The 18,088-nt window shown below is 51.1% G+C and carries 18 protein-coding genes; 10 read left to right on the top strand and 8 right to left on the bottom strand.

The window, feature by feature from the left end:
* Nucleotides 1-21: 21 nt before the first annotated feature.
* The 3 genes from KNP60_RS12125 to exaC all read right to left on the bottom strand — a co-directional run bounded on the left by KNP60_RS12125 (nucleotide 22) and on the right by exaC (nucleotide 2,772).
* Entirely contained in the window at nucleotides 22-741 is a 720-nt protein-coding gene (locus KNP60_RS12125) for a nuclease-related domain-containing protein (protein WP_214797570.1), read from the bottom strand.
* Between the two features lie 149 nt (nucleotides 742-890).
* Entirely contained in the window at nucleotides 891-1,250 is a 360-nt protein-coding gene (locus KNP60_RS12120; RefSeq protein ID WP_214793294.1) for a DUF779 domain-containing protein, read from the bottom strand.
* A 1-nt stretch (nucleotide 1,251) separates the two neighbouring features.
* Nucleotides 1,252-2,772, bottom strand: a complete 1,521-nt coding sequence (exaC, locus tag KNP60_RS12115; RefSeq protein ID WP_214797569.1) for an acetaldehyde dehydrogenase ExaC — start codon at nucleotides 2,770-2,772, stop codon at nucleotides 1,252-1,254.
* A 221-nt stretch (nucleotides 2,773-2,993) separates the two neighbouring features.
* Between exaC and KNP60_RS12110 the strand changes: the two genes are divergently transcribed.
* Nucleotides 2,994-3,527 (top strand): YceI family protein, encoded by a 534-nt coding sequence (locus tag KNP60_RS12110; RefSeq protein ID WP_034780985.1) that lies wholly within the window; start codon nucleotides 2,994-2,996, stop codon nucleotides 3,525-3,527.
* A 26-nt stretch (nucleotides 3,528-3,553) separates the two neighbouring features.
* Here KNP60_RS12110 and KNP60_RS12105 read toward each other — a convergent pair whose 3' ends face one another.
* Nucleotides 3,554-4,537, bottom strand: a complete 984-nt coding sequence (locus tag KNP60_RS12105) for a metal-dependent hydrolase (RefSeq protein WP_214797568.1) — start codon at nucleotides 4,535-4,537, stop codon at nucleotides 3,554-3,556.
* Nucleotides 4,538-4,623: 86 nt separating this feature from the next.
* Between KNP60_RS12105 and mutY the strand changes: the two genes are divergently transcribed.
* From mutY to KNP60_RS12080, 5 genes are all read left to right on the top strand, one after another.
* Nucleotides 4,624-5,658 (top strand): A/G-specific adenine glycosylase, encoded by a 1,035-nt coding sequence (mutY, locus tag KNP60_RS12100; RefSeq protein ID WP_214797567.1) that lies wholly within the window; start codon nucleotides 4,624-4,626, stop codon nucleotides 5,656-5,658.
* Entirely contained in the window at nucleotides 5,645-6,070 is a 426-nt protein-coding gene (locus KNP60_RS12095; protein ID WP_034780979.1) for an SRPBCC family protein, read from the top strand. The genes mutY and KNP60_RS12095 overlap by 14 nt, the downstream gene beginning before the upstream one ends.
* Before the next feature lie 89 nt (nucleotides 6,071-6,159).
* Nucleotides 6,160-6,702 carry a nucleoside tri-diphosphate phosphatase gene (gene ntdP / locus KNP60_RS12090; protein ID WP_021067741.1) on the top strand — a complete coding sequence of 181 codons (543 nt, stop codon included), beginning with the start codon at nucleotides 6,160-6,162 and terminating at the stop codon, nucleotides 6,700-6,702.
* 36 nt (nucleotides 6,703-6,738) lie between these two features.
* The gene (locus tag KNP60_RS12085) at nucleotides 6,739-8,487 is read left to right on the top strand and encodes an ABC transporter ATP-binding protein (RefSeq protein WP_214797566.1); all 1,749 of its coding nucleotides are present in this window, start codon (nucleotides 6,739-6,741) and stop codon (nucleotides 8,485-8,487) included.
* Between the two features lie 91 nt (nucleotides 8,488-8,578).
* On the top strand, nucleotides 8,579-9,727 hold the full coding sequence (locus tag KNP60_RS12080) for a DUF3238 domain-containing protein (RefSeq protein ID WP_034780975.1): 1,149 nt from the start codon (nucleotides 8,579-8,581) through the stop codon (nucleotides 9,725-9,727).
* A gap of 14 nt (nucleotides 9,728-9,741) precedes the next feature.
* Here KNP60_RS12080 and KNP60_RS12075 read toward each other — a convergent pair whose 3' ends face one another.
* Together KNP60_RS12075 and KNP60_RS12070 are read right to left on the bottom strand one after the other, a co-directional pair.
* Nucleotides 9,742-10,158 (bottom strand): thiol-disulfide oxidoreductase DCC family protein, encoded by a 417-nt coding sequence (locus KNP60_RS12075; RefSeq protein WP_138859904.1) that lies wholly within the window; start codon nucleotides 10,156-10,158, stop codon nucleotides 9,742-9,744.
* Between the two features lie 53 nt (nucleotides 10,159-10,211).
* Entirely contained in the window at nucleotides 10,212-11,444 is a 1,233-nt protein-coding gene (locus KNP60_RS12070) for an MFS transporter (protein ID WP_214797565.1), read from the bottom strand.
* 92 nt (nucleotides 11,445-11,536) lie between these two features.
* Here KNP60_RS12070 and KNP60_RS12065 point away from each other — a divergent pair, with 92 nt between their 5' ends.
* A complete protein-coding gene (locus tag KNP60_RS12065) occupies nucleotides 11,537-13,174 on the top strand; it encodes an ABC transporter substrate-binding protein (protein ID WP_214797564.1) in 1,638 nt (545 codons plus the stop codon).
* A 33-nt stretch (nucleotides 13,175-13,207) separates the two neighbouring features.
* On the opposite strand, the gene KNP60_RS12060 is transcribed toward KNP60_RS12065, so the two are convergent.
* Nucleotides 13,208-14,506 (bottom strand): glutamate-1-semialdehyde 2,1-aminomutase, encoded by a 1,299-nt coding sequence (locus tag KNP60_RS12060; protein WP_034780968.1) that lies wholly within the window; start codon nucleotides 14,504-14,506, stop codon nucleotides 13,208-13,210.
* Between the two features lie 191 nt (nucleotides 14,507-14,697).
* Here KNP60_RS12060 and perR point away from each other — a divergent pair, with 191 nt between their 5' ends.
* Nucleotides 14,698-15,129: a peroxide-responsive transcriptional repressor PerR gene (gene perR / locus KNP60_RS12055; protein ID WP_029596002.1), complete on the top strand. Its 432-nt coding sequence runs from the start codon at nucleotides 14,698-14,700 to the stop codon at nucleotides 15,127-15,129.
* Nucleotides 15,130-15,157: 28 nt separating this feature from the next.
* Here perR and KNP60_RS12050 read toward each other — a convergent pair whose 3' ends face one another.
* Nucleotides 15,158-15,517, bottom strand: a complete 360-nt coding sequence (locus KNP60_RS12050) for a YgzB family protein (protein ID WP_034780966.1) — start codon at nucleotides 15,515-15,517, stop codon at nucleotides 15,158-15,160.
* A 168-nt stretch (nucleotides 15,518-15,685) separates the two neighbouring features.
* Here KNP60_RS12050 and KNP60_RS12045 point away from each other — a divergent pair, with 168 nt between their 5' ends.
* Nucleotides 15,686-16,552, top strand: coding sequence for a nucleotidyltransferase-like protein (locus KNP60_RS12045; RefSeq protein ID WP_214797643.1), 867 nt, complete (start codon nucleotides 15,686-15,688; stop codon nucleotides 16,550-16,552).
* Between the two features lie 117 nt (nucleotides 16,553-16,669).
* Complete coding sequence (locus tag KNP60_RS12040; RefSeq protein ID WP_251128587.1) at nucleotides 16,670-17,770, top strand: PstS family phosphate ABC transporter substrate-binding protein; 1,101 nt, start codon at nucleotides 16,670-16,672, stop codon at nucleotides 17,768-17,770.
* Nucleotides 17,771-18,088: the final 318 nt, after the last annotated feature.

Below are 18,088 nucleotides of genomic sequence, written 5' to 3'. Positions count from 1 at the left end.
TTTTTTGGATGGGGCGGGGAATCACGTCACCCGTTGCTTGGCAGCGATATGGGCCTCCCTGACGGCTTCGTCCGCAGATGCGAATTGGAGCAGCTGCTCGTAGATGGCCGTCTGTTCCGCCAACGTCAACCGGGCCTCGCCTGGCAAGGCAATCTGCTGTTTCCATGTCTTCCGGTTCAATACGGGAACGTCCGCCACGTCGATGCGTTTCAAGGTCGACCGGTCGCTGAAGACGATCCAAGAGTGGAGCAGACTCCGCTCCACAGCAAGCGTTTGTTCCATCGCTTTCATATGCAACTCGTTTTGTTTAATCGGATTGAAAAAGCGGAACTTCTTTCGATTCGGCATCGACTGCGTCCAGTGCCGTTCTTGTTCATGTCCAAAAATCCAGCCGCTATAATTTTTTGACTCAATCACGTGGACACCACTCTGGTTGATGAACACCACATCGATTTCAGTCGTACGCTCTCGATTCTTTGGGTGAGGCAAATATAGATTCGTCAAGATGAAGGGATTCGGGACGCGCTCCTCGATGGCGGCGACACATAAATACTCGCCGTATAAGCCGGTGTCTTGAACGACTTTGAAATAGCTGTGTCCGGTCTGGGCGTAATAGCGGCTCCGTTTATAGCGCTTGACCTTCGTATACAACATACCGCCAAGCACCAGAAACAGAGGACCGAATAGACTGACCAATGAAATCAACATTCCGTTGAACGTGCTCGTTAGAAGCTCGGACATAGGCTGCCTCCTTTCGTGTCTCTTTTTACTATATCGAATCGGGCCGATTTTTAGGTTGATTTTTGGGTATAATTGGAAATGTGATTTTAAGAAAAAGATGTCTATTGATTGAAAAAAGACCAGCCATCGAGATGACTGGTCTTCTACATTCAGCTTTGATGCAACTCGGCCCGTTCTTCGTCCGTGAACACACGGGAACGACTTAAAAATCGTTTTCCTTCCACGCCCTCGACCGAGAACATGCCGCCCCGGCCCTCGACGACGTCGATGATGAGCTGGGTGTGTTTCCAATAATCGTATTGCTTCTCGTGCATATAGAATGGACACCCACCAATCTCACCGAGCAGGACGTCATGATCCCCGATCATGAACTCATCTTGGGGGAAACACATCGGGGAGCTCCCGTCACAACAACCGCCCGACTGGTGAAACAAGAGCGGTCCATGTTTTCGTTTCAGCTGTTCGAGGAGCGCAAGCGTGGCGGGGGTGGCCTCGACGCGATTCACCATCTCAGAAGAACCCGAGTTTTTGTTCGCTATAGCTGACGAGCATGTTTTTCGTCCGTTGATAATGGTTGAGCATCATCTTATGGTTCTCGCGGCCAATCCCAGACATCTTGTATCCGCCGAACGCGGCATGGGCCGGATATTGGTGATAGCAGTTGATCCAGACGCGACCCGCTTGAATCTCGCGACCGAACCGGTAAGCCCGATTCATGTCACGGGTCCAAACGCCGGCGCCGAGTCCATATAACGTGTCATTCGCGATGGCGAGCGCCTCGGCATCGTCCTTGAACGTCGTCACCGACAAGACCGGTCCGAAAATCTCTTCTTGGAAGATACGCATCTTGTTATGGCCTTTGAAGATGGTCGGCTGCACATAATAACCGTCAGCGAGTTCGCCGTCCATCATGTTGCGCTCACCGCCGATGAGGCATTCCGCACCCTCCGACTTTCCGATCTCCAAGTACGACAAGATTTTTTCCATCTGCTCATTTGAGGCTTGGGCACCCATCATGACGTCAGGGTCGAGCGGATTTCCGAGTTTGATCGCTTTGACCCGTTCGAGGACGCGTTCCATGAATGGCTCATAAATCGACTCGTGGATGAGCGCGCGTGATGGGCACGTGCATACCTCGCCTTGGTTCAAGGCGAACATGACGAGTCCTTCGATCGACTTGTCAAAGAAATCATCATCGGCGTCCATGATGTCGGCAAAGAAGATGTTCGGCGATTTGCCGCCGAGTTCGAGCGTGACCGGGATGATGTTTTGTGAGGCATACTGCATGATGAGTCGACCTGTCGTCGTCTCACCCGTGAACGCGACCTTATCGACGCGGTCGCTCGACGCGAGCGGTTTGCCGGCCTCGAGTCCGAACCCGTTGACGATATTCAACACGCCTGGCGGAAGCAAGTCTTCAATCAATTCCATGAGCACCATGATGGAAGCAGGCGTCTGTTCAGCTGGTTTCAACACGATACAGTTTCCGGCAGCGAGAGCCGGCGCGACTTTCCAGACCGCCATCAAAATCGGGAAGTTCCATGGGATGATTTGGGCGACGACACCGAGCGGTTCATTGAAATGATAAGCGACCGTGTCGTTGTCGAGTTCACTGATGCCGCCTTCCTGTGACCGGATGACGCCCGCAAAATAGCGGAAGTGATCGATGGCGAGCGGGAGGTCGGCGTTGAGCGTCTCGCGGACGGCTTTCCCGTTCTCCCACGTCTCAGCGTAGGCGAGCATCTCAAGGTTCTCTTCCATACGATCGGCGATTTTATTTAAAATGACAGAACGTTCGGTGACCGACGTTTTGCCCCATGCGTCTTTGGCGGCATGGGCCGAATCCAAGGCGAGCTCGATATCTTCTTTCGTTGAGCGGGCGACTTCGCATAAAACTTTACCATTTACCGGAGAGGTGTTCTCAAAATATTCTCCCCCTGCAGGCGCGGTCCACTTTCCGTTGATGTAGTTTTCATAGCGGTCTTTAAAATGAACTTTCGTGCCTGTCGAGTTTGGGACTTCATAAATCATGGTCGTTCCTCCCTTTTCCGTAAAGTGTAGGGACCTTATGTATGCGCTTACATTTTACTGTAAGCCAACTGTTCCCTTTTTCCATCGTAACGGGAGGATGTGATAAAAGTCAAAATTTTTTGACAATAATTTGTCACATTTAGCAGGTAATGTTTTGAAGTCAAGATTTGTGGTAAACATCATATTAGCATCAATTTTAAATCGAAGGAGTGGACGTAATAATGGCAAAAACATATCAAGTCGACCCGGCACACAGTTCGATTACATTTACGGTCAAGCATATGATGATCTCGAAAGTAAAAGGGGAGTTCAAAGATTTTCACGTCGAAGCGAACGGACAACCGGACGATCTCGCGAACGCCCGCGTGAACGTGACGATCAAGGCGGCATCGATCGATACGAATAACAGCGATCGCGACAACCATTTACGGTCCGGAGACTTCTTCGATGTGGAGCAACACGAGGACATCGTGTTCGAGTCGACATCGTTCCGCTCAAAAGGCGGCGGTGAATTCGAACTGACCGGGAATTTGACAATTCGCGGGACGACCCGGGAAGAGACGTTCGAAGTCGAATATGAGGGAAGCGCGAAAGATCCATGGGGCAACATGAAGCACGCCTTCACCGGTGACGGGTCGATCAACCGGGAAGATTACGGATTGACGTGGAACCAGGCGCTCGAAGCGGGCGGCGTCCTCGTCGATAAAAAAGTGAAGTTTGACTTTGAGCTCCAGTTCACGGAGTCGGAGGCATAAAAAAAGTCGCTCTCGCGAGCGACTTTTTACTGTTCGTAGGCCAATTTCTTTTGTAAGCTCTCTTCGCTGAACACCCAACCGGTGAACGAAGACAACACTTCGTTTGACACTTCATCGACGATGACGACGGCGACGAACGGATAAATGTCTTTCGAAAAGTAGCGCAAGTTCGTGAAGCGATATTCAATCATGCCATTGTGGCGTGTGACCGTATACGTGTGAATCTTCGAAAACTCAAGGAACGATTGAAGATCCGCATTTTTACGGGCCTCCACGAAGTGAAGGTCGTCTTCCCCAGGCATCGGCTTGTCACGGAAACGACCACATTCGATGACCGTCCCTTTTTTTACTTTGACTGCTCCTAAACCGTTGCGGAATCGAACGGCGACGTGCCAGTCATCCCAGCCGATACCCGGCGAGATGAACAGTTCGTGGGCGCCGGCGAAGTGACGGGCGACCGTGGCGAGGGCGCGATTACGCAATTTGAACTGGATGGCGTAATAGCTGATGACGAGCGCAATGAGCAGTGCAAAAATCGGGACAGTCGCCCCTGTGATAAGCCATAATACATATGCGCCGTAATAGGCAGAGAACAAATACGGATCGAACGTCCCGATGACGCCCCAGCCAATCCATTTCTTCGAAAATGGTTGGAGGGCTTGCGTCCCGTAGGCGTTGAACAAGTCGACCGTGACGTGCAACAGCACGGCGATTTGTGCCATGACCCATAATGAGGCAGGGTTGACGCCAAGCGCGGGTCCGATGACAGCGCTGACGATGATCGGCCAGGCGAGGAGTGCGGTGATTCCGTGTGAACGACCGCGGTGCTGGCGTAAATACGTGCTATTTCCTTTTAGTTTGAAGACCGTGTCAAAGTCCGGAGCATGCGAGCCGACGAGAGCCGTCGCTGTCATGGCTAGAAACATTTGTGCGTCGCCTGACACCTCTGGGCTGAGGGTCGCGATTGCACTTAAACCAAGTCCCATCCCAATGTGAGTAGCAGTATCCAATGTGCTTCAGCACCTCCATAAGTAGAAAAAACGGCGTTATTTGATCCATTTCATCATACAATATTTTTAAAACGAGGGGAAACGAAATGCTCGATGTTGATAAATTGTTCACAAATTATAATATTCAAGAATTTAACACAAATTTAGTGACGTGGTTCAACCGCGAAAAGCGAGATTTGCCGTGGCGTCACGGGAAAAATCCGTATCGCGTCTGGGTGAGTGAGGTCATGCTCCAACAGACGCGCGTCGATACCGTCATCCCATACTATAACCGTTTCATGGAGCGCTTCCCGACGATTGAGGCATTGGCAGCGGCCGAACCCGATGAGGTCGTCAAATATTGGGAAGGACTCGGTTATTACTCACGGGTCCGAAACCTTCATCAAGCCGTCCGGGAAGTCGTTGCCGTGTACGATGGCATCGTCCCCGAGGAAAAAGAGCGGTTCGAAAAACTAAAAGGCGTCGGGCCGTATACGACCGGGGCCGTGCTCTCGATTGCCTACAATCAGCCGGAACCGGCCGTCGATGGCAACGTCATGCGCGTCATGTCCCGTCAATTCGGGATTTATGACGACATCGCCATCCCAAAAACGCGGAAATTGTTTGAGCAAGTCGTGCGTCGACTGATGGACCCGGCGCATGCCTCGGACTTTAACGAAGGCATCATGGAACTTGGGGCGACGGTATGTACGCCGAAAAACCCGATGTGTTCGCTTTGTCCCGTTCAAGACGATTGTTATGCTTATACCCATAACGTTCAAGATGAACTCCCGGTCAAGACGAAAAAAGGGGCGGCTCGGATTGAAATGTATGATGCGCTTTATTGTCGACAAGAGGGCCGCGCAGCGTATATGAAGCGACCGGAAACAGGTCTTCTCGCTGGAATGTGGCAATATCCGCTTACAGACCGGGGAACGGGGGAACAGTTAAACGGAACCTATGTTGGACAAGTGAAACATGTGTTTTCCCACATTGTCTGGTACATCGACTTATACGAAGTCGAGACGTTACCGGCAGGGGAATGGACTTGGCTCGACGAAGAGGCACGGGACGTGGTGACCGTATCGGTCGCCCAACAAAAATTAGAGCAGATGGCAGGTGCAAAAGATGAGACAGTTTGACGTACGAACACCATATGACACATCCGTTGACACGCTTTGGACGCTGCTTCAAGATGCTTCGCTCTTATCAACACTGACATCGTTCCCGAAAGTGACGCTCCTTGGGGATGGGGCATCGGTCGAGGGGAATCTCGTTCAATTGCGGGTTGGTGTCGGTCCAGTTTCATTACCGTGGAACAGTGCCATCACCTTGACCGGGAATTACGCTTTTTGTGACCAAGGTGTGAAGTTGCCGTTTCCGTTCCGTCGCTTCAGCCATGTCCATCGGGTCGAACAAGTCGGAGGACAGGCTGTCATGGTCGATGAGGTCACATTCGATAGTTACGTACCGACCGTCCTTGTCGAATACTTCGTGCTTCGACCGATGTTCAAAGCGCGAGCCAAAGCATTCCAAAAAACACTAAATTCGTGAAAATAAGAGATTTCCTTTTTCATTGGTTCTGAAAGTCGCTATAATTAAATATGAGAATTGTATAGCATCATAGCGGAAAGGAGGAGCTTATGAGCTTATTTCCCAAAGCAGGTAGCAAGATCGAGATACAGAGCTACAAGCACAACGGAACTTTGCATCGCGTTTGGGAAGAAACGCTCGTCCTTCAGTCGTCAAAAACGGATATGATCGGATTCAATGACCGCATCATGGTCAGTGAGTCAGACGGCCGGCAATGGAGAACTCGTGAGCCGGCAATTTGCTACTTTTCATCTGAGTTTTGGTTCAATGTCATCTGCATGATTCGCGAAGATGGGATTTACTACTACTGTAATCTAGGTTCGCCGACAACGTTCGATGGGGCAGAACGTGCCATCAAGTACATCGATTACGATTTGGACATCAAGGTGTTCCCGGATATGTCGTACACGATTTTAGATGAGGATGAATATGAGCGGCATCGTCGCGAGATGAATTATCCGAAAGCGATTGATCGAATCTTGAAACAGAACGTTCAAGAACTTATTAACTGGATTCGAGGACGGAAAGGGCCGTTCAACCCAACATTCGTCGATGAATGGTATCGCGAATACGAAGCACGTTACCGGAGATGATTGCTCATCTCCGCTTTTTTCTTGAAGGAGGAACTAATGGGTAGTATTAAACGTTATTTAAAGTTCGTTAAACCGTATAAAAAACAAATCGCGCTGACCATCTTCGTCGGGATTTTGAAATTCTCCATCCCGCTCGGGTTGCCGCTCCTTTATAAATATGTCATCGATAACTATTTGACGGAAGATGCTCCGGCTGCCGACTACACGGAGCTCGTCTGGCTGTTCAGCATCGTCTTCTTCGTCTTCCTCGTCTTGAAGCCACCGATTGAATACTTACGCCAATATTTGGCGCAATGGGCGGCGACGCGGATTTTGTTCGACGTCCGGAACCGATTGTTCGACCACGTCCAAAAGTTGTCGCTCCGCTACTATTCGAACAATAAGACGGGACAAATCATCTCGCGCATCATCAACGATGTCGAGCAGACGAAAGATTTCGTCATCACCGGTCTGATGAACATCTGGCTCGATATGGTCACGATTTTGATTGCCATCGCCATCATGTACACGATTGACCCGCAGCTGACGCTCATCGCCGTCTTGCCGCTCCCGTTCTACGCCATCGCCGTCCGTTACTTCTATGGACGATTGCGCCGGCTCACGCGGGAACGCTCGGCCGCCCTTGCGGACCTTCAAGGTCATTTGACCGAACGCGTCAACGGGATGGCCGTCATCCGCAGCTTCGCGCTCGAACCGTATGAGAACAAAGCGTTCGAAGAACAAAACGGCGGTTTCTTGAAGGCTGCTCTCCGCCATACGGGGTGGAACGCGAAGACGTACGTCGTCGTCTCGACGATCACCGACATCGCTCCAATTTTGATTTTCACGACGGCCTCATGGCTCGTCTTGCAAGGGGACGTCTCGCTCGGGACGCTCGTCGCCTTTATCGCCTATATCGACCGTCTCTATGCACCGCTCGGTCGTCTCGTTAACTCGGCGACGACGCTCACGCAATCAGTCGCTTCGATGGACCGTGTGTTTGAATTCCTCGATGAGCCGTACGACATCGAAGAGAAGCATAGCGCATTCGTACCTGTACAAACGGCTGGCGATATCGAACTCGACCGGGTCAGCTTCGCTTATGAGAAAGACGGAGCCCGGGCTCTCCACGATGTCAGCTTGCACATCCGTTCTGGAGAGCGGGTCGCGTTCGTCGGCATGTCTGGCGGCGGGAAATCGACGCTCGTCAGCCTGATTCCACGGTTTTATGACGTCACGTCAGGCAGCATTAAAATTGACGGTACCGACGTCCGCGATTTTAAACTGCGGGCCCTCCGTGACCAAATCGGGATGGTTATGCAAGACTCGGTCCTCTTCAGTGAATCGGTCGCGATGAATATTCGGATGGGGAATCCGGAAGCGAGTGACGAAGATGTGATCGCCGCCGCGAAAGCTGCCAACGCCCATGAGTTCATCTCAAACTTGCCGGACGGCTATAATACGCCGGTCGGGGAGAAAGGGGTTAAACTGTCAGGTGGGCAAAAGCAACGGCTCGCCATCGCCCGGGTCTTCTTGAAACATCCACCGATCATCATTCTCGACGAAGCGACGAGTGCGCTTGACCTTGAGAGTGAGGCGATGATTCAGGATTCGCTCGCGCGATTGACGAGAGGCAGAACGACGCTCATCGTCGCGCACCGATTGTCGACCATCACCGACGCCGATAAAATCGTCGTCGTCGATAACGGACAAATCATGGAGACCGGGACGCATGAAGAACTGATGCGTCGCCGCGGCGCCTATTACGATTTGTATATGATTCAAGATTTAGCAGTCGTCGAATGAGACGGGACCTCGAGGAAACTCGAGGTCTTTTTGTTTTCCGTGACAGTGAGACGGGAATGAAGAAACGACATGCCAAAAGGGGGATGAACCAATGATGAACGGGGAAGGATTAATTACGGTAAAACCGCTAAAAGACGCGCTCGAGCTGACGTGGTCAGTCGAAGGGACGGTCCGGCTCACGCGGAACGGGAAGTATGTGTATGAAGGAACCGATCAACACTATGTCGATCACGAGACCGGTGTGGGAGAACAAGTCGCTTATCGCATCACGGACGAACAGGGGGAAGTGGCGAAAGTGTATACGGCCGCCGTCGACCCAACTGACGACTTGTACTGGAATCGTCATCTCACGTCGGCAGTCGTCGCCTCGAACGGCACCCATCTCCAATGGGACCCGATTGCTGACGTCGAAACGTATGCGATTTACCGGCAAGGACGACGCATTGCCGAAGTCGTCGGCCATGCTTATTTGGACGAGACGCCGCTCCATGAGCCGACAATGTATGAAGTGCGGGCGCTCCGCTCTGTGAAGCGAGATGAGAAACCGGGGACGAGTCTCATTCACGCCGTCGGCAAAGCGATGTCACTCGCCAAAGAATTGAAGACGGACACGAGACGGGACAAGGAATTGTACGTCATGTATTTTCTCGTCAGTCCGATTCGACCTGATTTGGAGACGGTGGACCAGATTCAGCTTCGCGTCCAGACGTTCATCCGCCCGCCGATGATTAAAAACCCGAACTTGTTGTCGCCTCATCCGTATTTTGAAGGAGACGGTCGCCCTTATAACGTTCATGCGACCGACTATCGCACGCGGACGGAAGTGAAGGCCGAAGGGCTGAGTGATATTCCGATCGTCTCCATCAAAAAAGATGCGAATGTGACGCGTGGCTATACGAAACATCACCGTTTGACGGGTGAAGATATCGCCTCTGTCGACCAAGTGTATCTTGAAGATGTCGATATCGACCGCGGGCGGGCGGCGTATCGGTTGCAACATTCCGTTGGCAACCCGCTCGTTATCGCGCCGGACATCAAATATACAATCGTCGCGCAATTAAAGGACAATGCTACGTTCAAGCTGTCCGGAAGTCATACGCAATCGCCACATCATGAAGTGTATCTTCAAGTCGGTGATGCCCCATGGACGACGATTCACCGGGCGGACGACCTCGGTGTCAGTTTCATGGGCAATCCGATGCCGGAGTGCCACTGGACGTACTTGACCTGTATGGACTAAAAAAAACCGTCGACTCATCGAGTCGGCGGTTTTGGTTGTTGGTCGAGAAATCGGCTCCGTTCTTCCGGCGTCGGCAGTTTGCACGTCTGTTTTTGTCCGAACCACTGATAACGATGTTTAGCGATCACATCATAGCCGAAATCACGAATCGGTTTTGGGACGAACCTCACAAACCTGAGCCAACGCCACTTCCCATCCAATCCTTCAGCGATGCGGACCGCCGCGTCGGATTTAATGTACGGGACACCATCGCGAATCAACACGATGCTGTCGACCGAGTCGTTGATACGATGACGTTTACGTAAAGCTTGACCGGCCTCGCCTTGAAGCGAGGCGAAATGAAAGTTCCCCGTCGCGTCACGGTTCAAGATGAACTGGACGCTCGCGTCGCAAAAGTTACAGTCTCCATCAAATAATACAATGGCTGGCATACCACTCGCCTCCTTCACTCTTGCCTGTTTCCGTTCCGGTGTCACTTCAAACGTCATGCGGCGAGCTGGCGCACCGATTCCATCCTATATAACGAGACGTAGTAGAGGTAGGCACCGAGCGCTCCGAACAAGAAGATGTAGCCACTCATGAACACGGGTCCGATGAATGCTCCGACGACAATCCCGGCCGCGGCCACGAGTTTGGCCCCGTGGAATGTGAGTCCACCGAAAGCAAGGTACGAGGCGCGACGCTCCGGGTCGAGCAAATCGACTTGTTTCACTTGGTGGATCGGCGAGTACAGCAATTCGCCGACTGTGAAGACAACGGCCAAGACGGCGAGAATCAGGAACGAGTTCATCGACGTGATGGCAGCGTACGCCGTGATGTATAACGACAAGCCGATGAAGAACACGTATTTCTCACGGTACCGTTTCACAAACGCAGTGACGGCGAACGTGATGGCGACGACGAGTAGTGTATTCTCGAGTTGCATGAATGCCATCATTCGGACACCATCGAACGGAACACCGACGATCGAGCGCTGTTGAAACGATTCCGCCAAATGAACACCGATATAGTTCGCCATATGGAACTCGGTCGAGAAGACGAGCATGCTGCCGAGCACGAACAACATCCAGCGTCGGTCATTGAGGGCGATCCGGTAGTTTTGAATCACGCCGACAATCGGATTGGCCGGCGTCGACCGGTTACCTTGATGCGAATCGACGAGATAGCGTTGCAAGACGACCGTTGTGATGGTCAATACGAGCGTCATCCCGACGAACAAGCCGAAGCGGTAGTCACGATAGAAGGCACCGCCGAGCATGACACCGCCGGCGATAGCCAAGTTGACGAGCCAATAATCATATACATAAATCGCTTTCCGATTCGATTCTTCCATCGAATCGATGACGATTGCCTCCAAGGCCGGATAGTTCAACCCGTTGGCGACCGCGTGACCGAAGTAGAGAATGGCCACGGCGAGTGCCCAATTGTTTGATGGGTGAATCGCCACCGTCATTCCGATGAAGCAAAGGATTTGAACGAGTTGGCCGATTTGTAAGACGTGCTTGCGATTGAAGCGATCCGAGAAGTACCCACCGAACAAGCCGGTGACATACCCGACGATGACGAATGACGTCATGATGATCCCGGCAGCGATTTTGTCGAGTTCTTCTGAAAAGTATAAAGCCATGAATGGAAAGATGGCCGAGCCGACGATGCGGATGAAAAAGCCGCAGACGAGTCGAAGCCGAACGTTGGTTGGAAAATCTTTGAATTTCATGTGAGCACCTCCTTGTCACTACTTTAAACGTGGACTACACTTGGTAAAAAGAGACAAAATATTTGGACATGTCCACTTTTAGGGGGGAGGTCATGAATGCGAAACTAGTGGCGATTTATCGCCACACGATAGAGACGGGCAAAAGGGAAGTGACGTTGCGGGAAGCGGTTGAAGCGGTCGGCTATAGTGAGAAACAAGTGAAGCGTGATATCAAGGCGTGGCAAACGTTAGGCTGGGTGGAATATCAGGCCGGGAAAGGGCGGGGTCATGAATCAATACTCCGCTTTCAGTCGGGATTTGCTCGAACGCTGAACGACTGGGTCGAAACCTCATTCTCAACGGCCTCGATGGCGGACGCGGCCAAATGGTTGGAGTGGGAGTGGCCACCCGAGTTACGTGAATTGATTCAAGCCCGGATTTGGAGTCGATTCGGTTTCGAACAGACGGAAGAAGACCGATTCGTGTTCCCGCGTACCCGGACGCTTGAATCACTCGACCCGCTCGACATCCATATCGCGATGGAGGCGTCCTTGTCTCGGCACGTCTTCGATCGCCTCTTCGAATGGGATGGGACGACGGTCCAAACGTCCCTTGCCCATCATATCGAAGAAGTGACATTCGGATTTCGGTGTTATATCCGAAAAGGCGTCACATTCCACAACGGAATGACGTTAGCCGCCAAAGATGTCGTTTACTCGTTGAATCGATTATTGGCTCGCGGAAAACAAGTTTGGTTGTTCGCGCCAATCGAACGGGTCGAATCGCCGGCGCCTTACGTCATTGACATCCATACGAAAGCGCACCGGGCCTACATCGAACGTTTACTTGCCCAAACGCCGGCATCCATTACGTATGAAGGGGCAGAAGGGATTGTCGGGACGGGACCGTTCAAATTGGAGAAACGGTCCGAAGAAGTCGTCCGGTTGCGGGCGTTCGAGCGTGGGCTTCGACCGCGTCCTTCATTAGATGTGGTCGAATTTGTCACGTTCTCAGAAACGGATTATGCCAAGTGGAGCGCCGGTGATGATCAGAGCATCGTCAAGTGGATCGCTGAGGCCGGGGCGCGTTATCTCATGTTCAACTTGCAGCACTCTTGGCTCAAAGATGATATGGACACACGACTTGCCATTCAACAGGCAATCCATAAAGAAGCGTTCGTCGACTTGGGAGGAGAGCGTCATCAAGTGGCCCATGGTTTTTTCCCGGAGGCGAGTCGACCGGTGGCGGCACCAAAAGCAACGGGAAGTTCGCGCCGTCCACTGCGTCTATTGCATTTGCCGTTCGACGTTGCGACAGAAGACGCGATGCTTGTCGCGGAACAGTTGCGCGTAGCCGGCTTTATCGTTGAGACCGAGACGTATACGATTGCCTCGTTACTACAAGAGGAGACGCTGCGCCGTGCTGATTTGATTTTATGCGGGGAGATGATGAGCGAAGATCTCGATTTGGCGTTTCTCGCGTTTTTGACGAGTGAACTGTCACTCGTCGGCAAGTTAATCGCGCATGAAAAGGAGCTCCGGACGATGATAGACCGTTACCGTCAGACCGATATGAGTGCGTGGCCGTGGCTCCATCGTGATGTCGAGCGTTATTTGACAGAAGCAGCACTTGTTATTCCTCTGTATCACGTGGCCCGAGAGCGGCGATTCCCGAGCTTTCTAGGGGAAGTTCCAGTCGATGTGTTCGGCCACCCCCGCTATGACCAGCTGTGGATTCGGCCTTCGGTGTAAACGAAAAAGAGATGCCGCGGCATCTCCTTTTGCTTATAGTTGGGCGAACGCGCGATTCACAGCGGCAATCGTCTCTTCGATATCTTGTTCGGTATGCTCAGTCGTCAAGAACCAAGCCTCGTACTTCGAAGGGGCTAAATTGACACCGTTCTCGAGCATCAATTTGAAGAAACGTCCGAACACTTCACCGTCTGATTTTTCGGCGCCTTCGTAATCGGTCACAATCTCGTCCGTGAAGTAAACCGTAAGGGCACCTTTTAAACGGTTCAACGTGATGGTCACACCATGTGTTTCTGCGGCTTCACGAATCCCGGCCTCGAGCTCGGCACCGAGTGCGTCGAGCTTTTCGTAAACGCCGGGTTGCTCGAGAACCTCGAGACAAGCGAGACCCGTTGCCATCGACGCCGGGTTGCCGGCCATTGTTCCGGCCTGATAGGCTGGGCCGAGCGGAGCGACCGTCTCCATGATTTCAGCTTTACCGCCATAGGCACCAATCGGCAAGCCTCCGCCGATGATTTTCCCGAGTGCGGTCATATCCGGTTCAATCCCGTACACTTGCTGGGCGCTTCCGTACGTGAAACGGAACGCCGTGATGACTTCGTCGTAAATGACGAGTGCACCATGTTCATGGGTGATGTCATTGACGGCCTGGAGGAAGCCTGGTTTCGGCTCGACGATCCCGAAGTTACCGACAATCGGTTCGACGAGGACGCAGGCGATTTGACTTCCCCATTCGCTCATCATGTCTCGGAACGCCTCGACGTCATTGAACGGCACGGTGATGACTTCTTTCGCCGTAGCTCGTGTGACGCCGGCTGAGTCTGGTGAGCCGAGCGTGGCCGGTCCACTGCCTGCCGCGATGAGCATCAAGTCCGAGTGACCGTGATAGCAACCGCTGAATTTGACGACGAGCTCACGACCGGTATAGGCGCGAGCGACACGAACGGTCGTCATGACCGCCTCGGTCCCTGAGTTGGTGAAACGGACTTTATCCATTGACGGGATGGCCGCCTTTAGTTTTTTCGCGAACTCGACTTCAAGCGCGTGCGGTGTCCCGTAAAGGAGTCCTTTAGACGACGCCTCAATCAACGCTTTATGGATATGCGGATGGGCGTGGCCTGTGATAATCGGTCCGTACGCCGCCAAATAGTCGATATAGCGATTGCCGTCGACGTCATAGAAATAAGCGCCGTCTCCTCGTTCCATATAGACGGGTGCACCGCCGCCGACTGCCTTGAATGAGCGGGAAGGGCTATTGACCCCGCCGACGATGTGCGTCAAGGCGTCGGTATACAAAACGTCTGAATTGTTGCGTGTAGATGGTGTTGCCATATGTATTGCCTCCTTTTACAAATTCGCACTTATTGTATCATAGCCGTCAACCGCATAAGCTCAACGTTTGACGACCGTTCAAGAAATCAGTACACTATTTATAAAGATTACTATGTAAGAAATAGGTTAATTCTAACTGACATTTCGCATGAATTTTATAGAAGAAATGAGGGATTGACGTGGGAAGCGAAATGCTTGACCATGCTGTTCAGTCGCTCCGAGAACATGGAGTCAGAATGACGCCTCAGCGCCAGGCCATTTTGGAGTACCTCGTCACGGAGCACAGTCACCCGACAGCGGATGACATTTATAAGGCACTTTCGGCGAGATTTCCGAACATGAGTGTCGCTACCGTCTACAATAACTTGCGCGTCTTTAAAGAAGTCGGACTCGTTCAAGAGATGAACTATGGGGACGCTTCGAGTCGCTTTGATTTTGTGACGTCGCGTCACTACCACATCATCTGTGATGCATGTGGGAAAGTCGTCGACTTCAACTATCCGGTCCTCGACGAGATCGAATCGGTCGCGTCTCAATTGACAGGGTTCAAAGTCGATCGTCACCGTCTTGAAGTATACGGGACGTGCCCAGCTTGCCAAGCTGAACAAGCGCATAAACATTAAAAAACATCCTCAGGCAGAGGATGTTTTTTTATTCGTGTGAATGGGTTTGACGCTTATTATATTTTTCATCGAACTCTTTACCTTCGAGCGATTGATCGATCGTGAGCGGTTCGTCGCAGTGCATACATAAGTCGACCCGGCCGAGCATCTTTGTCGGTTTCTCACAATTCGGGCAAGTGACGACGATGGCTTTCGTGGATGCCATCCCAATAATAAAGTAGAGCGCTGAACTCGATAACACCATCACGAAGCCGAGCAACATGAAAATAATCATCAGCCATGTGATGCTTTTCGCCAACAGGCCGAGATACATGACTCCGATTCCCGCAAAGACGAGCAACAACGCAAGGTTTCGAGCGCGGTTGATTTTATTCCCCCGTTTTTTCATTTCGTAATCCCTCCATGTCTGTCTTTACTATAGCTCATCTGCACGACCGTGAGAAGTTCATACAATCGCTGGCAGGAGAATTTTAAAAGAAGGCGAATCATTTTTGTATCAGATTATTGGGTGGACGATTGTGGTTCATCATTATAGAAAGAAGGTATCAAGGTGACTATGGAGTATGCGACGCGCACGATCTATTCGGAATATGCGGCCTTGAAGACAACGCTTGGCATCATTGAAGTGAAAAAGAAACGGCCGAGAGATCCTTTGACCGATCAATCGGACCGGCTGTTGATTGTGATTGAAGCGAAAGAAGAACCGTTCTGGACAGTGAAACATTATCAGGTTGGGCAAGAAAAAATTATTCTTCATCTCGTAAGTGACTCGATGATGGATCGTTGGATTTTAATGAACGAGAATCGCCGGGCCATTCATTGGATTGAAGATGGAATGGTCTTGTTTGAACGAAATACGTTTTTATTAGACTTGCGACAACGCCTTCGTAATTTTTCGAATGATGAGCAACGTCTTCAACTGTCCCTTGCTTTTGCGAAGTTGTTGCGACGCTTTGAAGATGGACGAAGCTTATTTTTACAAGAGGAGCATCAAGATGCTTTCACCCAAATCCATCATGCCTTGACTCATTTGGCGCGGTTGTCGGTGTTGGAGGCCGGAATTCATCCGGAAATCGTATTGTGGAAGCAAGTGCGCACACTCGATTTGGAAATATATAAGTTACATGAAGAACTGGTGAGCGGACAAGAATCGCTAGAACAGCGGATTCATTTGGTAATCATCGGCATTGAACATTTGATTCAATCGAAAGTGTTGCCCGGCACTCTTCTTCTATTACAAACGATGCAACAACGGGATGAACCGTGGCCGTTCTCAGAATTGATGGAGCATCCGAACTTGCAAGCATTGAAAGTCGACCTGGGGAGCATCGTCGGCTTCCTCGTTCGAAAAGGATATGTCCGGTCGGTCGCCCGGCCGACAAAAGGCGTCGGTGTCGAAGCAATCGCTTATGAAATCGCCTGACTACTATAGAAGCGAATGGAGTAGCTGATTTAGATGAAAATGATGAAGTTTATATTAGGCAGTGTGTTTATTGTGTTTGTGGCTTGGGTCATATCAGTTTTCATAGGATTGTTCATGATGGACGATCCGGTTGCCGGGGCACGTCCGATTGTATGGACGATTTGGTATGGAGTGGCGTTAGTGATTGTCATTATGGCGCTATATGACTTCTCACCGTTGAAAAAAGGTCATCTCAAGCGAATCACTTTAATTGGAACGGTGCTCGGGATCGTCTTCTTTGGTTCGGTGAAAGGCTATTATGTGTATACAGAAGGTTTACGGATTGAAGAACGGGGCGTCGAGTTGATGGACTATCAGCCTTTTAAGGAAAAATCAGATTTAGCGGAGCTGGACGGCGAATCTTCGTTTAAACTAGACTCGAAGTTGCCGCGTCTCGATGGCGCGACAGCCCTTTATCCACTTTATGCGTCTTTCGTCGAGACGGTCTATCCATCAGGCGAATATAATCCATACGGCATCGAAGAATGGGATGAGAGCCCTGTCGTCTCGACGACGACAGGTGAAGCCTATGATCGTTTGATTCGCGGGGAGACAGATATCATCTTTGTTGCCGGACCATCGGATCTACAAGTGGCTGCGGCCGAGAAGGCTGGTGTGCAGTTCAACATGACGCCGATCGGGCGCGAAGCGTTTGTCTTCTTTGTACATGAAGACAATCCGGTTGACTCTCTCAAATTAGAAGAAATACAGCAAATTTATGCGGGAGACCTCGACGATTGGAGTGAGGTCGGAGGCGAGACTGATACGATTCGAGCATTTCAACGTCCAGAAGGGAGCGGGAGTCAGACTGCTCTTCAGCGGGTGATGGGGGAAGAGAAACTGATGGATGCCCCAGTCGAAGATGTCCCGGAAGGAATGGGTGGGATTATCGAGCAGACGGCAGCCTACCACAACCATAAGAATGCGATTGGCTTTTCTTTCCGTTATTACGCGACCGAGATGGTAGAGGACCATGACATTAAATTACTTCAAGTGAACGGGATTGCCCCGACGGTCGAGACGATCGCTGACGGGACGTATCCAATCACTTCTGAATTTTATGCCATCACGACAGAAGAGAATTATGAAACGTACAAGCCGTTTTTGGATTGGATGACGTCTGAAGAAGGACAAACATTGGTAGAACGGACGGGTTACGTTCCGTTAGCGCAAGACTGAAGGGTTGAGCCTCGCTAAGGGGCTCAACCTTTTTTTATTTTTTGTGATATTTCTATTGACGAAGTGGTAAATAGAGATTATAGTTATAAACGTTGTCACAGCGAAAGATTATTTCAGTAAAACAATTTGTGAAAAAAGTTGTTGACGCGGAGATAGACGACGTGATAAATTAATGAAGTCGCCAAGAGCGGCAGACGAACTTTGAAAACTGAACGATGAGGCAAAAAAAGTTTTACAATTTTTGAATGAAGCGCAAGCTTCGTCATTTTTAAAGAGCTATATCAAATTCTTTGGAGAGTTTGATCCTGGCTCAGGACG

The organism is Exiguobacterium sp. s5 (assembly GCF_018618075.1).
Classification (GTDB): domain Bacteria; phylum Bacillota; class Bacilli; order Exiguobacteriales; family Exiguobacteriaceae; genus Exiguobacterium; species Exiguobacterium mexicanum_A.
The sequence above is the reverse complement of the archived record's forward strand: the minus strand, read 5'-3'. Positions and strand labels throughout refer to the sequence as shown.

Excerpts from the sequence above, each read along its gene's own strand:
- KNP60_RS12080 (WP_034780975.1), top strand. The coding sequence starts at position 8,579 with ATGATGAACGGGGAAGGATTAATTACGGTAAAACCGCTAAAAGACGCG.
- KNP60_RS12110 (WP_034780985.1), top strand. The coding sequence starts at position 2,994 with ATGGCAAAAACATATCAAGTCGACCCGGCACACAGTTCGATTACATTT.
- KNP60_RS12070 (WP_214797565.1), bottom strand. The coding sequence starts at position 11,444 with ATGAAATTCAAAGATTTTCCAACCAACGTTCGGCTTCGACTCGTCTGC.
- ntdP (WP_021067741.1), top strand. The coding sequence starts at position 6,160 with ATGAGCTTATTTCCCAAAGCAGGTAGCAAGATCGAGATACAGAGCTAC.
- KNP60_RS12085 (WP_214797566.1), top strand. The coding sequence starts at position 6,739 with ATGGGTAGTATTAAACGTTATTTAAAGTTCGTTAAACCGTATAAAAAA.
- KNP60_RS12040 (WP_251128587.1), top strand. The coding sequence starts at position 16,670 with ATGGACGATCCGGTTGCCGGGGCACGTCCGATTGTATGGACGATTTGG.
- KNP60_RS12050 (WP_034780966.1), bottom strand. The coding sequence starts at position 15,517 with ATGAAAAAACGGGGGAATAAAATCAACCGCGCTCGAAACCTTGCGTTG.
- KNP60_RS12075 (WP_138859904.1), bottom strand. The coding sequence starts at position 10,158 with ATGCCAGCCATTGTATTATTTGATGGAGACTGTAACTTTTGCGACGCG.
- KNP60_RS12095 (WP_034780979.1), top strand. The coding sequence starts at position 5,645 with ATGAGACAGTTTGACGTACGAACACCATATGACACATCCGTTGACACG.
- KNP60_RS12125 (WP_214797570.1), bottom strand. The coding sequence starts at position 741 with ATGTCCGAGCTTCTAACGAGCACGTTCAACGGAATGTTGATTTCATTG.
- KNP60_RS12045 (WP_214797643.1), top strand. The coding sequence starts at position 15,686 with ATGGAGTATGCGACGCGCACGATCTATTCGGAATATGCGGCCTTGAAG.
- KNP60_RS12120 (WP_214793294.1), bottom strand. The coding sequence starts at position 1,250 with ATGGTGAATCGCGTCGAGGCCACCCCCGCCACGCTTGCGCTCCTCGAA.
- mutY (WP_214797567.1), top strand. The coding sequence starts at position 4,624 with ATGCTCGATGTTGATAAATTGTTCACAAATTATAATATTCAAGAATTT.
- KNP60_RS12060 (WP_034780968.1), bottom strand. The coding sequence starts at position 14,506 with ATGGCAACACCATCTACACGCAACAATTCAGACGTTTTGTATACCGAC.
- KNP60_RS12065 (WP_214797564.1), top strand. The coding sequence starts at position 11,537 with ATGAATGCGAAACTAGTGGCGATTTATCGCCACACGATAGAGACGGGC.
- perR (WP_029596002.1), top strand. The coding sequence starts at position 14,698 with ATGCTTGACCATGCTGTTCAGTCGCTCCGAGAACATGGAGTCAGAATG.
- exaC (WP_214797569.1), bottom strand. The coding sequence starts at position 2,772 with ATGATTTATGAAGTCCCAAACTCGACAGGCACGAAAGTTCATTTTAAA.